Below are 14,108 nucleotides of genomic sequence, written 5' to 3'. Positions count from 1 at the left end.
AGGGCAATTATAAAGTTTTTCTTAAATTATTGCAGTAGACGTACTTCAAAGAAACCAGTAATAAAAAAAGACCGTTCATTGCCTTCTTAGCAATAAACGGTCTCTATATATGTATTAAACAAATTTCACAAACTCACCAATCGGTTTACGATAACCGCGCGGCCGCTGACGGGAAGTATCTTCTTTCCCAATCGTAATTAACATAACTGGCACGTAACGCTCCTCTAATTGAAGAGCCTCAATCAGCTTGTCTGCCTCAAAACCGATCATCGGACAAGTGTCCCAACCTTGTTCTTTCGCTGTAAGCATAAATAACATGGCTGATAGACTTGCATTCCGAATCGCTTCATCTCGCTTGAACGGCTCTCCCCGTTCTTCATAGAAATGTGTCACTTGCTGTACTTCGGCATCTAACTCTTGTTTACTTAAGAATCCTAAATGGAAAAGCCCTTCATTGATTCTATCAGAGTCCTTATATGCTTCCAAATCGCCAAGGACCGCAATAACTGCAGACGAGCTCTGAATTTTGTACTGCTTGTAAGATGCATCATAGACCTTCTGTTTCACCGAAGGGTCTGTGACAACAACATAATTTGCATGCTGTAAGTTATAAGCCGACGGGGCAAACTTAACAAGGGAAAAAATTTGTTCTAATTCTTTTTGTGAAATATCGATCCCTTGCGTGAATTTGCTTGCAGATCGTCTAGATTTTACAACCGTTTCAAAATCATTCAACGTAATGTCCCCCTAGTAATTATGTATGAGTACATGCTCAATACATTATTCTATTAGAGTAATGACTTGATAGCAATATGATATGACGATCCTTACGTACATTTTTCGACATTTTCTATGATTTTCCTGAATTTTATTCCATAGCTGTATTTCGCAGTACCATATGAATATGGTCCTCCCAAACACCATGAATTTGCAAATATTTGAGGGCCAAGCCCTCTTCATAAAAGCCCAACTTCTCAACGACCTTCAATGATGCCGCATTTCGAGGCATGATATTGGCTTCAATACGGTGAAGTTTCATCACGTCAAAAGCGTAGGCAATAATCGCTTTCACTCCCTCTGTCATGAGTCCTCGATTAAGGAGTCTCCCGTCCATTCGGTAGCCCAAATGGCAAGATTGAAAAGCGCCTCTGATGATATTACTAAGCGCAATTGACCCCACAATTCGTTCTTCAAATAGCATCCATACCTTAAGCATCTGGCCTTCCTCGATCTTCATTGCCTCTTGTTCCAACTGCTCAGCTTGATAATCCTTCGTGAAATACGTATCATTACGTTCTAATTCCCACGGTTCAAGAAAAGTTCGATTACGAATCACATAGTCCAGAACCAGATCTACGGAAGTACGATCCAATAAAACTAAAGACATTCGTTCCGTCTTAACCAAGAGTTTCATTAACTTCCCCCCTTCAAATAGCAGAATTTACCTATTCAATAATACCTACTTCCATTTACATCGTGCAACTCACTTATAAAATGTGTGTCTGCATCACTTAATTGCAGGAATTTACTTGCATTTGGGGAACTTAAAAGAAGCAACAATCTAAATGGCTTACAAAGAAGGAGAAATCAAACATGATTGAAACGATCAAAACCTATTTGAATGAGCAAAGGGATCAACACATAGAGGAATTAATGCAGTTTTTGCGGATTCCGAGTATAAGTGCTGTCGCCGAGCATCAACCAGACATGATTCGTTGTGCAGAATGGACGGCTCAATCTTTGAAACAAGCCGGTCTTGAGAACATTGAAATTATGGCTACTGGGGGACATCCCGTTGTCTACGCAGACTGGTTGCATGCTCCGGGTAAGCCAACTGTACTTGTCTACGGGCATTATGATGTTCAACCGGCTGAGCCGCTAGAGCTGTGGAACACACCCCCATTTGAGCCTATGATTCAAGATGGCAAGCTATTTGGCCGCGGCAGCACCGATGATAAAGGGCAATTGCTGCTTTATGCCAAAGTAATTGAAGCTTTTTTACGAACGCACGGCAGTCTGCCTGTTAATGTGAAGTTTTGTATTGAGGGCGAAGAAGAGATTGCTAGTAAGCATCTACCTGCCTTCGTTGAAAAGTATAAAGATAAATTACAAGCTGATACCATTGTTCTTTCCGATACACAAATGCAAGGACCAGGAAAACCTGCCCTTATGTATGGTCTTCGCGGACTAGCTGGGTTTGAAATTACGGTCGATGGCGCAAATAGTGACCTCCATTCGGGCCTGTTCGGCGGCGCTGTTCAAAATCCGATTCACGCTTTATCGAAGGTGCTGAGTTCCTTTCATGATGAAAATGGTCGAGTAGCCGTAGAAGGCTTCTATGATCGCGTCATTGAGCTCTCAGACAAAGAACGCGAAGCCTTTAAACAAGTAGAACCCGACGCTAACAAGGTCCGATCGGACTTACATGTTGAAACACTATATGGGGAAAAAGGGTTCTCGTTCTACGAACAAACAACATCTAGACCGACCTTGGAAATCACGTCCGTGAGCGGCGGCTTTCAGGGTGAAGGCATTAAACCAATCATTCCTAATCGTGCCAGCGCAAAAATAGCTTGCCGTCTCGTTGCCGCACAAGTACCCGAGGAAATCATGGATGCGGTTGAAAATCATATCCTCGCTATCTCGATGCCTGGTGTAAAAGTGACCCTAGACCGCCAGCTGCGCGGAAATCCTTTTATTACGCCAATTGACGAGCCAGTTATGGTAGCAGCTGCGGAAGCTTATGAGGATACCTATGGCGTTTGGCCTGTATATACTCGAAGCGGAGGTTCAATCCCCATTGTTGAAGTGTTGGGACGTGTATTAGACGCCCCCGTAGTGCTGCTTGGCTTTGGTTTGCCAGGTGAAAACCTGCATGCACCGAATGAACATTTCCATTTGGTCAATTGGGATAAAGGTACAGAGACTATCAGCCGTTTCTGGCTGAAACTAGCCGCAATGAGTAAATAAACACGGAAAGGAAAGATCCTTAACATGAGTACGAATCACCTAACGATCCGCGATGCCAGCTTGGAAGACTTAGCAGAAATTGTACGAATTTATAATTCTACCATTGAAGGACGCATGGTTACGGCTGATACAGAACCCGTGACCACTGCCAGTCGCGAAGGCTGGTTTCATGAGCACTCAGCGGATTTCCGCCCTTTATGGGTATTGGAAAACGGCAGCGGCATTTGTGGATGGCTCAGCTTTCAGTCCTTTTATGGCCGCCCCGCCTATAACGCTACAGCAGAAGTCAGCATTTATGTCGATGAAGCTTTTCGCGGCCAAGGCATTGGTCGTTACCTGATGGAGCACGCAATAGAGGCTAGTCCAAAGCTGGGACTGAAGACACTGCTCGGCTTCATTTTCGGTCATAATGATCCCAGCCTCCACCTTTTCCGTAAATTCGGCTTCGCCAATTGGGCCCATCTGCCTGGCGTTGCTGAACTTGACGGAATCGAACGCGACCTCATCATTCTTGGTAAACGTGTAGGATATAAATAAACAAAAGCGCTTTCCCCTTATGCCCGCGATTTCAAATCGCCTTTTAAGGGGACAAGCGCTTTTTTTAATAGAATTTATATGTTTTGGTAGCTGAGAAGTCCATTTCCGGCTTCTCAGACTCTGTCGGCGAACTTCGGCTCGCAGAGCTCTCGCTGTAAGCGCGTTTCCCGCGCTTATTTGTACTAATAAACCTTACTACAAGCCTCTCAAAGCTTCCTCTACCAACAGGGCTTCAACCTCAATCTCTATCAACAACAAAGGATCTATTAAAGCCTTCACTTCAACCATCGTTGCCACGGGCTGCACGTCGCGGAAAAACTCCCCATGCGCCCTGCCGAACTCCTGCCATAGCGAAATATCCGTCACATACATACGTGTTCGAATCACATCTGACATTTGCCCCCCGAGTTCTTGCAGCGCCTGCTCAATCGTCTGGAGGACAAACCGCGCTTGTTCATACGGATTACCAATGCCAACAACCTCTCCATCCCTCATGGCAGTTGTGCCAGCAACTTCGATCCAGTCCCCCACCCGAATCGCCCGACAATAGCCTACAACCGGTTCCCAAGGTGAGCCTGTAAATACCCTAGTACGATTCATAACCCTCTTCCTCTCATTTTTGTAAATAAGCAGCTAACTTCTTCTGCAAGCCTTCTGTCACCGAAAGCAGCGGCAACCGAAGTGTTCCGGATTCAATGACACCTTGCTGCTCAAGCAGCCATTTGAGAGGTGCTGGATTTGGCTCTTCGAAAAGTAATCGAATGAGTGGCAGCAACTCATCGAATAGCTTTTTGCTCAACTCGTGTTGTCCAGCTTCAAAATGCTGATAAAACGATACAATCCGCTCAGTCATTACGTTCGCTGACGCACTCATAACCCCTTTAGCACCGGAGCTAAGCGCCTCATAAAGCAGTGAATCCTCCCCACACAAGACGGGCTTGGAGCCTAGACGAGTAAGCTCAGACACCAATCGGGTGTTAGACGTACTGTCTTTCATACCTATGACACCATCGAGTTCAAGTATCGTACGCACGGTATCAAGTTCCAACGTCACTCCTGTGCGATGCGGTATTTCATATAGAATGACAGGCACACCAACGCTGGCTGCCCGGCGAAAATGTTCAATGATCCCTTGCTGACTCGGCCTATTATAGTAAGGCACGACGACTAAAACGGCGTCAGCCCCTAATTTCCCAGCAGCCTCCGTCTTTTTTACCGTGGACAACGTATCATTCGTTCCTGTACCTACTATGAGTGAAGCATCTACTTGCGCAGCCTCGCGAGCTGCTTGTGCCGTATCGAATAAGATCGCCATCTCCTCATTCGTAATCGTCGGCGATTCCCCTGTTGTCCCATTGACGACCAGTCCGTTTACCTCATCTTGAAATAAATTAAAAGCAAGATTATAAAAAGAGGATGCATCCACCTCGTATTCCTCATCAAACGGCGTAATAATGGGAACATAGATCCCGTGTAAGTCTTTCTCTCTTAACATTCCAATCATCTCCCAGTCCTCATTCATTTGTATATTCACTTTAGCATGGATCATTGGATCACAGTTAGCTATAATAAATGATAAGACTCATCAAAAATTTTGATAATAAAGCGAGGGGTTCCCATGGATTTAACCTATTTCCGAACCTTTCGGGAGGTTGCACGGAGAAAGAGCTTTACACGAGCTGCTGAAGAATTGGGCTATGCGCAATCGAGTATTACGATGCAAATACAGAAGTTGGAACGAGAATATGGAGTCCCTCTTTTCGAAAGATACGGGCGTCAGCTTCGGTTAACTGCACCCGGTGAAAGCTTGCTAAAGCTAGTCTTGCAAATGCTTGACCTCTATGATCAATCCAAAGAAATGATAACAAGCGAAGTCAGCGGAACACTGACGATCGGAACGATTAACTCACTCGCGGCTTATTATTTACCACCCTATTTACATGTGCTGAAACAACAATTTCCTGGACTGAATATCCAGCTCTTCCCTGATAGTGAAGCTTCCCTCATTACCAAAGTAAGAGATGGGGACTATGACATTGGACTCCTACTAGATCGTTATCCTGCAGATACCACACTTACCTGTACAAAGGTCAGGGAAGAACCTTTAGTTTTGGTGGCACCGCTTGGGCATCCGCTAACGAAACGAACACAAATACAGCTAACTGATTTTCAGCAAGCCGAATTTATCGTTACAGAAGAGGGCTGTATCTATCGAGGTATGTTTGAAAAGTTACTAAAAGATCATGCAGTCCCGCTTCAAATTGGTTTTGAACTCGGCAATTTAGAAACCATTAAACACTGCGTCATGAATGGGCTAGGTATCGCCCTGCTGCCCCAAATTGCAGTACAGAACGAACTGGAACAAGGAAAACTTGCCCATCTTCCTTTTTCACATTCAGACTTAAAATTAGACCTTCAACTGCTGCTTCACCCCAAAAAGTGGATGTCCCAGCCCTTGCAAACATTTATTCAACAACTGACACAAGGTTAACCTCATCCAGAAAGAAAAACGGATTAGAGTCGATCAGCAGCTTAGTGAAGTTTAGATGGGCTATACTGGCTACACGCCTAAAGGCTATTTGGCAAAATTATAGTTGTACTTCATTTCGAACCCATTTGTTGCGATTCGATTTTAGACCTCAATGTAGAGTAAGGTTGGCCGAATGAATCGACGATCTCTTTTCTATAAAAAAGCCATCAGAGTTCTCACATGCTAAGTTGCTTTATCTAGGCCCGTCGCTCTACACTGTAAGTTCTCCCACAGAAGAGAAAACAAACAACAGGAGGGAGTAAGCTTTGCATTGCTTTGATTTCCTCACCTAACCCAAAACATATTAATTATATAATCAAAAAAGAAGCTCTCCTTTTCGTAAAGGTAGAGCTTCTTCCGTTATGAACTATATGCGGATGTCGAGATTGCCACCCAAATGCGGTGTCGCTGAAGCGGTAACCAGCTGTTGGGATTTAGCAAAATCCTGTACTAAAGTACTAGATGAAGCTGCTTGCATATCACTTACTTTGCTTAAAAGCTGAATGCCAACGGCTTGCTTCAAAGCGTCTCCACCACTAATCGCAGTTAGAACACTATTGATATTCACGAGCACTCCTCCTCTCATCGTTCGGTAGCTGGCAAGCATACGGTGTAACCGAGTAGCCCCTATAGCTTTGCGTCTGTCGCTTTCGCGTCATTTGCCATTTCGCAGATGTTAGGCAGTACCTAGCACTTATCAAGTATAGAATATACTTACACAATTCGTCAATCCTCGCAATTCATTTTAAGCAGATACAGACCTACACACCAAACGCAGCAGGATTCGATCTCCAAGAACGAAGCAATTCCATGTCTTCTTGTTTGATTTTCCCCTTCTCCAGAGCCACTTCAAGCAGTGTAGAGTAGTTGGAAAGTGTGTACAGCGGCATATCAGCAGCTTGGAATGCATCGGTAGCTTTATCTAGCTGATAGGAGAAAATCGCGAGCACACCCAGCGCTACAGCGCCAGCTTCTTTGACAGCAATAGCTGCTTTCAAAGAACTGCCACCCGTAGAGATCAGATCCTCAATCACGATCACCTTTTGACCTGGTTTCACAGTACCTTCAATCAAGTTTTCCTTGCCATGTCCTTTGGCTTTATCACGAATGTAGATCATCGGGAGACCTAACTTCTGAGCAACCCAAGCGGCATGAGGAATGCCCGCTGTTGCCGTACCAGCAACAACCTCAGCATCCGGGAATTTCTCTTGAATCAAAGCTGCGAAGCCGTCGGCGATCGCTTCACGTATAGCTGGGTGTGACATCGTCAGACGATTGTCACAATAGATTGGCGACTTCAGGCCAGAAGTCCATGTAAAAGGCTGCTGCGGTCGAAGTGCCACCGCTTCTATATCTAATAATGACGCTGCAATATGCTGCGCGATTGTTTCGAGTTGACTCATGTTCCTACCACCGTTCCTTCCGTTGTTAGACCAAGCATGCTAAACGATTGAATCGATAATCGCTTCAATTGCTGCTCTTGGATCCGCTGCGCCTGTGATCGGTCGACCGATCACGACATAATCCGTCCCCTGCGCGAACGCCTCAACTGGCGTCATGATGCGCGATTGGTCGCCCACGTCGGCTCCCGCAGGGCGAATGCCTGGCGTCACGGTGACGAACCCGTCACCGCATGCTGCCTTAATCGCGGTCACCTCAAGCGGTGATGCGACGACACCCTGAAGCCCCGCAGCATGCGCCAAGCGGGCATAACGAATGACGGCCTGCTCAACCGTACCGGTCAGGCCGATCTCGTCATTCAGCACCTGTACACTGGTGCTGGTTAATTGTGTCACGCCGATAACGATCGGGCGCGAAGCACCTACAGCTAACCCCTTGTCGACACCCTCCAAGGCGGCTTCCATCATTTGCTTGCCTCCGGCAGCATGGACATTGAACACGTCAACCCCAAGGCGCGTCACGCTTTCTGCGCCGCCTTTGACCGTGTTCGGAATGTCATGCATCTTCACATCGAGGAACACCTTGTAGCCGCGATCCTTCAGACTCGCTACGAAGCCAGGACCCGCAGCATAGAACAGCTGCATGCCCACCTTCACGTAGCAAGGGATGCCTTCGAGCTGCTTGAGCAGCCCTTCAGCACCTTCTGCGTTCGCATAATCCAAAGCGACCATAATGCGTCCAGTAACATCTGTGCGAGTTAGTGTACTCAAGTTCGTCACTCTCCTTAGAGTTTTGCTTTAGCAAAACTGACTTCGTAAGCATAGTCTTAGACATGAATTGGCATTGCACGTGAGGAGAAGTTGATCGCTTCAAGCATATTAACAAGCGCTCTTACTGTATCAAGTGATGTCATACAAACCACACCGTTCTCAACCGCTTCACGACGAATGCGGAAGCCGTCACGCTCTGGCTCTTTACCTTTCGTCAGTGTGTTCACAACGAATTGTGCATCACCGCTGCGGATAAGATCCAGAATGTTAGGCGAACCTTCGCTCAGCTTGTGAACGGTCGTCACTGGAAGACCAGCTTGTTCGATCGCAGCTGCCGTTCCGCCTGTTGCAATGATTTTATATCCAAGTCGATAGAAGCCCTTTAAGATTTCAATCGCTTCTTCTTTATCTTTATCAGCTACTGTTACTACGACAGATCCTGCTGCAGGAATTTTCATCCCCGCTCCAATTAAGCCTTTATAGAGTGCTTTGGCAAAATTGATATCGCGCCCCATAACCTCGCCCGTCGATTTCATCTCAGGTCCGAGCGTCGTATCTACACGGCGCAGCTTCGCGAAGGAGAACACTGGCACTTTAACCGATACGTACTTGTCTTCCGGCCATAAACCGCCTTGGTAGCCCATATCAGCCAGCTTTTGTCCCATAATAACGCGTGTAGCCACGTTCGCCATCGGGATGTTCGTTACTTTGCTCAAGAAAGGCACGGTTCTGGAAGAGCGAGGGTTGACCTCGATCACATACACTTCATCGTTATGAATAACGAACTGGATGTTGACCAGACCAACTACGTTCAGCTCAAGGCCGATTTTCGTCGTAATGTCGATAATTTGTTGTTTAATCTCATCTGAGATGGATTGCGGCGGATAAACTGCGATGGAGTCACCGGAGTGAACCCCTGCGCGTTCAACATGTTCCATAATCCCTGGGATTAGAACCGTTTCTCTGTCGCAGATGGCATCCACCTCAACCTCTTTACCAAGCATGTAGCGGTCAATCAGGACCGGATGTTCAGGGTTGATTTTCACAGCATATTCCATATAGCTCAGCAATTCTTCATCGGAGTAGACGATTTCCATTGCGCGTCCACCTAGGACGTAGGATGGGCGAACGATAACCGGATACCCGAATTTCGCCGCTGTCCCCACAGCTTGGTCAACCGATGTAACGGTGCCGCCTGGTGGTTGAGCAATCGAAAGCTTGCTAAGTAAGGCTTCGAATTTCTTGCGATCTTCCGCTGTATCGATACTTTCCAGATCGGAACCGAGAATGCGTACGCCAGCTTTGTGTAAAGGTGCAGCCAAGTTAATCGCTGTTTGACCACCGAATTGAACGATAACCCCGATTGGGTTTTCGCGTTCGATCACGTTCATCACATCTTCAAAGAACAGAGGCTCGAAGTACAAGCGATCGGACGTATTGAAGTCTGTTGATACGGTCTCTGGGTTGTTGTTGATGATAACCGCTTCGTAACCTGCCGCTTGGATCGCCCAAACCGCATGAACCGTGGAGTAATCGAACTCAATCCCTTGACCGATACGAATCGGACCGGAGCCCAATACGACCACTTTTTCTTTTGTTGTTTCCGTAACTTCATCTTCTTGCTCATAAGTTGAATAGTAGTATGGCGTTGAAGCTTCAAATTCTGCCGCGCAAGTATCAACCATTTTGTAAACCGGCTTGATGTTTTGCTTCAAACGGTGCGTTCTGATTTCAGCTTCTTTGGTGAATGTCGAACAACCAGCCAGAGTACGAATCTCAGCAATCGCACGGTCTGTAAAGCCTTTACGCTTCGTTTCGAATAGCAGCTCGTTTGTAAGTTCGCTAGCTGCAATCTCTTTCTCGTATTTAATCAGACCGTCTAGTTTGTTCAAGAACCACCAGTCAATCTTCGTCAAATTCTGCAATTGTTCCACGGTGTAACCTCTGCGATACGCTTCTGCGAGTAAGAACAGGCGCTCATCGTCAGGCTTTTGCAGGCGGTACTCGAGTGTTTCTTGATCGATAAGATCCGTCTCTTTTAGGAACAAACGGTGTACGCCGATCTCTAGGGAACGAACTGCTTTATGAATGGACTCTTCGAATGTACGGCCAATCGCCATAACTTCGCCAGTCGCTTTCATTTGCGTACCCAGCTTACGGTTTGCCGCTGTAAATTTATCGAACGGCCAACGTGGAATTTTGGAAACGATGTAATCCAAAGCTGGCTCGAAGCAAGCATAAGTTTGGCCTGTTACTGGATTGACTAGCTCATCGAGCGTGTACCCAATCGCAATTTTAGCAGCCATCTTCGCAATCGGATAGCCTGTTGCTTTGGATGCAAGCGCTGAGGAACGGCTCACACGCGGGTTAACTTCGATTACGTAGTATTGGAAACTGTGCGGATCAAGCGCGTACTGTACGTTACAGCCACCTTCGATGTTCAAGGCACGAATGATTTTCAGCGAAGCCGAACGCAGCATTTGATACTCACGGTCCGACAAAGTCTGGCTTGGTGCTACAACGATACTATCACCGGTATGTACACCAACTGGATCAAAATTCTCCATGTTACATACCACGATGCAGTTATCGTTCGCGTCACGCATGACTTCGTACTCGACTTCCTTCATTCCCGCAATACTGCGCTCTACTAGACATTGACCGATTGGGCTGTAACGAATACCGGAAGCTACGATTTCCGTCAACTCTTCCATCGTGTTACAGATACCGCCGCCCGTTCCACCTAATGTGTAGGCAGGTCGAATGATGATTGGAAAGCCGATTTCGTTAGCAAAATCTACCGCTTGAGCAACCGTCGTTACGATAACGCTATCTGGTACAGGCTGCTCTAATTCTCTCATCAAGTCTCTGAAAAGGTCACGATCCTCTGCTTTCTCAATCGCCGTAAGCTGTGTTCCCAGAAGCTTCACGTTCTCGCTTTCTAGAACACCCGCACGAGCTAGTTCAACAGCCATGTTCAGACCAGTTTGACCACCTAGTGTTGGAAGCAAACCATCCGGACGTTCTTGACGAATGATTTGCGTAACAAACTCAAGAGTAATCGGTTCGATATATACTTTATCCGCCATGTTCGTATCTGTCATGATCGTAGCAGGGTTGCTGTTGATCAGGATAACTTCCATGCCTTCTTCTTTAAGCGCTTGACAAGCTTGCGTACCTGCATAGTCAAATTCCGCTGCCTGACCGATGACGATAGGACCGGAACCGATAACGAGAATCTTTTTGAGTGTATTATTTTTTGGCATATTGCAGTTCCTCCTTCACAGATGTCGATGCCGTGGAAGCTTTCCACTGTGCAAGCATTTGCGCTTGGCGCGGCTGCTGTGGGTTATCGATTTTGTGCTGACGAATCAGCGAGATGAAATCATCGAACAAGTAGCTGGAGTCAAATGGCCCCGGCGCTGCCTCAGGGTGATATTGAACCGAGAAGGCAGGGTATTTCTTATGTTTCAAACCTTCGATAGTGCGATCATTATTGTTGATGTGCGTCACTTCAAGGTCAGTTCCTTGAACGGATTCTTCCTTAACCGTGTAGCCATGGTTTTGCGATGTAATGTAGCAGCGTCCAGATACAAGATCTTTAACCGGGTGGTTACCGCCGCGGTGACCGAACTTCAATTTGTCTGTGTCTGCACCGCAAGCCAGTGCAAACAGCTGATGACCCAAGCAAATGCCGAATAGCGGGATATCGCCGAGCAAACCTTTAATCATTTCGACAGCGTGAGGTACGTCTTTCGGATCCCCAGGGCCGTTAGACAGCAGAACACCGTCTGGCGCAAGGCGACGAATTTGTTCAGCTGTAGCATCTTGAGGTACAACAACAACGTCGCAGTCACGTTTGCTTAGATCGCGGATGATTCCGCTTTTAGCTCCGAAGTCTACGAGAACGATACGTTCTTTGTGTCCAGGCGCGCCGTATACACTTTTTGTGGATACACGAGCGACTTGATCCGTCATAAGTTGCGTTCCTCTTAGGATCTCAGTCAGTTCAGCAATGGATTTATTGGATGTTGTCAAAAGGCTTTTCATAACGCCGTGATGACGAATTTTACGTGTTAACATGCGCGTATCGATGCCGCTGATCCCAACGATGCCGTATTCTTTCAGCAGGCTACCCAGTGTATATTGCGCTCTCCAGTTACTAGGAATCTCTTCATGCTCACGAACGACAAAGCCATGAATGAATGGACGTACGGATTCAAAATCATCCCGAATCACACCGTAGTTCCCCACCAAAGGATACGTCATGGTCACGATTTGACCGCAGTAGGAAGGATCGGAAAGCACCTCCTGATAACCTGTAATTCCTGTATTGAATACTACCTCGCCGACGGATTCACCTTCACTACCGAACGATTTTCCTGTAAAAAGAGTGCCGTCTTCCAGCAACAATCTTGCCTGCATGTTCTTTCAACTCCTTCGCTATTGTCAACGATTCTCACGAACCGTAGATGTCATGCCTACAACTTCTTTGTGTATTGCATAAGATTTGCATAAAAAGCAATCATTCTGTATAAATATACACGATTTTTCGATCTGCGTATAGATCTTAATGCGGATTTATGCTTGAATACAACGCTATTTAAGAACGATTTATGACCAAACCACTTTACCAGAAGCGATTGTAACAACCGGCCAACCTTGCAGCTTCCAGCCAATGAATGGCGTGTTTTTGCTGCGTGAAACGATCTCTTCTTTGAGAACTTCGCGCTCTGTTTCCAAATCCACGATGGTGATATCAGCTGCGCTGCCTACTTCCAGTGTTCCGTATGGAAGGCCGAATACGTCGGCAGGTTTTTTCGTCATCCGGTCTACGAGGAAGCCTAATGACCATTTACCTGTAAGCACAAATTTCGTGTACAGCAGAGAGAACGCAGTTTCGAAGCCGAGTATACCGAATGGAGCCAGCATCATGCCCTTTTCTTTCTCTTCTTCGGTGTGCGGCGCGTGATCCGTCACGATAATATCAATCGTACCGTCTTCCAAACCTTCAATGACAGCCTGCACGTCGCGCGGCGTGCGCAGCGGCGGGTTCATCTTCCAGTTGGCGTCAAGCCCTGGAATGTCTTCATCTGACAGCACGAGGTGATGCGGGCATACCTCGGCAGTCACTTTAATGCCGAACTGCTTCGCATGTCGGATCAAGCGAACCGACTGCTCGGTGCTTACGTGGCACACGTGGTAGTGAACACCCGTTGCTTCGGCTAGCAGCACGTCGCGACCTACATGAATCGCCTCGGACTCGTTCGGGATTCCCTTCAGTCCGTGCTTCTTCGCGAACGCTCCTTCGCTTACCGGCGCGCCGACCACAAGCGTGTCATCCTCGCAATGCGCGATGATTGGCATACCGATCGATGCAGCCAAAGCCATTGCATCTTTCATCATTTGCGCACTTTGCACGCCGACACCGTCATCGGTGTAGCCGATGACGCCCGCTTCTTTCAGCGCGGCGAAATCGGTCAACTCGCGGCCAAGCTCGTTCTTCGTAATCGTGCCGTATGGGAGAACACGGACGACACCTTCCGTCACTGCTTTATCCAATATGTAGTTCACCGTCTCAACAGTATCGATCACAGGTCTTGTGTTGGGCATGCAAGCAATGGTTGTGAAGCCGCCTCTTGCAGCGGAACGTGTTCCGGTCGCGATATTTTCTTTATGTTCAAAGCCAGGCTCTCTCAGGTGGACATGCATATCGATGAATCCTGGAGTCACCAGTTTACCTGAGGCATCAATGACTTCATGGCCTTCGGTTTGTGGAGCCGAACCTTCTACTGCTTCTATAACCTTTGCAATTTTATCATTCTCTACCAAAATGTGTTTCTTCGCTTGTACATTATTTACATCGACGGTAAGTCCGTTTAAGATCCAAATACCCATTG

13 protein-coding genes and 1 riboswitch are annotated in these 14,108 nt (G+C 46.9%); of the genes, 3 read left to right on the top strand and 10 right to left on the bottom strand.

Annotation, left to right across the window (positions count from 1 at the left end; translation table 11 throughout):
- Positions 1–114: 114 nt before the first annotated feature.
- Both AC58U0_RS18070 and AC58U0_RS18065 read right to left on the bottom strand, forming a co-directional pair.
- Positions 115–735: a nitroreductase family protein gene (locus AC58U0_RS18070; RefSeq protein WP_497380361.1), complete on the bottom strand. Its 621-nt coding sequence runs from the start codon at positions 733–735 to the stop codon at positions 115–117.
- A gap of 133 nt (positions 736–868) precedes the next feature.
- Positions 869–1,414, bottom strand: coding sequence for a GNAT family N-acetyltransferase (locus AC58U0_RS18065; RefSeq protein ID WP_497380360.1), 546 nt, complete (start codon positions 1,412–1,414; stop codon positions 869–871).
- Between the two features lie 179 nt (positions 1,415–1,593).
- Between AC58U0_RS18065 and AC58U0_RS18060 the strand changes: the two genes are divergently transcribed.
- Positions 1,594–2,970, top strand: a complete 1,377-nt coding sequence (locus AC58U0_RS18060) for a dipeptidase (protein WP_497380359.1) — start codon at positions 1,594–1,596, stop codon at positions 2,968–2,970.
- A gap of 24 nt (positions 2,971–2,994) precedes the next feature.
- Positions 2,995–3,507, top strand: a complete 513-nt coding sequence (locus AC58U0_RS18055) for a GNAT family N-acetyltransferase (RefSeq protein ID WP_497380358.1) — start codon at positions 2,995–2,997, stop codon at positions 3,505–3,507.
- Between the two features lie 195 nt (positions 3,508–3,702).
- Here AC58U0_RS18055 and AC58U0_RS18050 read toward each other — a convergent pair whose 3' ends face one another.
- Positions 3,703–4,107, bottom strand: a complete 405-nt coding sequence (locus tag AC58U0_RS18050) for a RidA family protein (RefSeq protein ID WP_497380357.1) — start codon at positions 4,105–4,107, stop codon at positions 3,703–3,705.
- Between the two features lie 13 nt (positions 4,108–4,120).
- Positions 4,121–5,002, bottom strand: coding sequence for a 4-hydroxy-tetrahydrodipicolinate synthase (gene dapA / locus AC58U0_RS18045; protein ID WP_497380355.1), 882 nt, complete (start codon positions 5,000–5,002; stop codon positions 4,121–4,123).
- Between the two features lie 123 nt (positions 5,003–5,125).
- Between dapA and AC58U0_RS18040 the strand changes: the two genes are divergently transcribed.
- Positions 5,126–5,998 (top strand): LysR family transcriptional regulator, encoded by an 873-nt coding sequence (locus AC58U0_RS18040; protein WP_497380353.1) that lies wholly within the window; start codon positions 5,126–5,128, stop codon positions 5,996–5,998.
- 406 nt (positions 5,999–6,404) lie between these two features.
- Here AC58U0_RS18040 and AC58U0_RS18035 read toward each other — a convergent pair whose 3' ends face one another.
- From AC58U0_RS18035 to pyrC, 6 genes are all read right to left on the bottom strand, one after another.
- Positions 6,405–6,605: a putative motility protein gene (locus AC58U0_RS18035; RefSeq protein WP_261305801.1), complete on the bottom strand. Its 201-nt coding sequence runs from the start codon at positions 6,603–6,605 to the stop codon at positions 6,405–6,407.
- Between the two features lie 20 nt (positions 6,606–6,625).
- Positions 6,626–6,711, bottom strand: a riboswitch (cyclic di-GMP riboswitch).
- A gap of 87 nt (positions 6,712–6,798) precedes the next feature.
- The gene (gene pyrE, locus AC58U0_RS18030) at positions 6,799–7,440 is read right to left on the bottom strand and encodes an orotate phosphoribosyltransferase (RefSeq protein ID WP_497380352.1); all 642 of its coding nucleotides are present in this window, start codon (positions 7,438–7,440) and stop codon (positions 6,799–6,801) included.
- A 39-nt stretch (positions 7,441–7,479) separates the two neighbouring features.
- Positions 7,480–8,169 (bottom strand): orotidine-5'-phosphate decarboxylase, encoded by a 690-nt coding sequence (gene pyrF / locus AC58U0_RS18025; protein ID WP_497380426.1) that lies wholly within the window; start codon positions 8,167–8,169, stop codon positions 7,480–7,482.
- Between the two features lie 95 nt (positions 8,170–8,264).
- Positions 8,265–11,474, bottom strand: a complete 3,210-nt coding sequence (carB, locus tag AC58U0_RS18020; protein WP_497380351.1) for a carbamoyl-phosphate synthase large subunit — start codon at positions 11,472–11,474, stop codon at positions 8,265–8,267.
- Positions 11,461–12,633 carry a glutamine-hydrolyzing carbamoyl-phosphate synthase small subunit gene (carA, locus tag AC58U0_RS18015; protein ID WP_497380350.1) on the bottom strand — a complete coding sequence of 391 codons (1,173 nt, stop codon included), beginning with the start codon at positions 12,631–12,633 and terminating at the stop codon, positions 11,461–11,463. The genes carB and carA overlap by 14 nt, the downstream gene beginning before the upstream one ends.
- A gap of 189 nt (positions 12,634–12,822) precedes the next feature.
- Entirely contained in the window at positions 12,823–14,106 is a 1,284-nt protein-coding gene (gene pyrC, locus AC58U0_RS18010) for a dihydroorotase (protein WP_497380349.1), read from the bottom strand.
- Positions 14,107–14,108 lie beyond the last annotated feature (2 nt).

This window comes from Paenibacillus sp. J31P190, from assembly GCF_059692075.1.
Note: the sequence above shows the minus strand (reverse complement) of the source record. Positions and strands in the feature narration are given on the sequence as shown.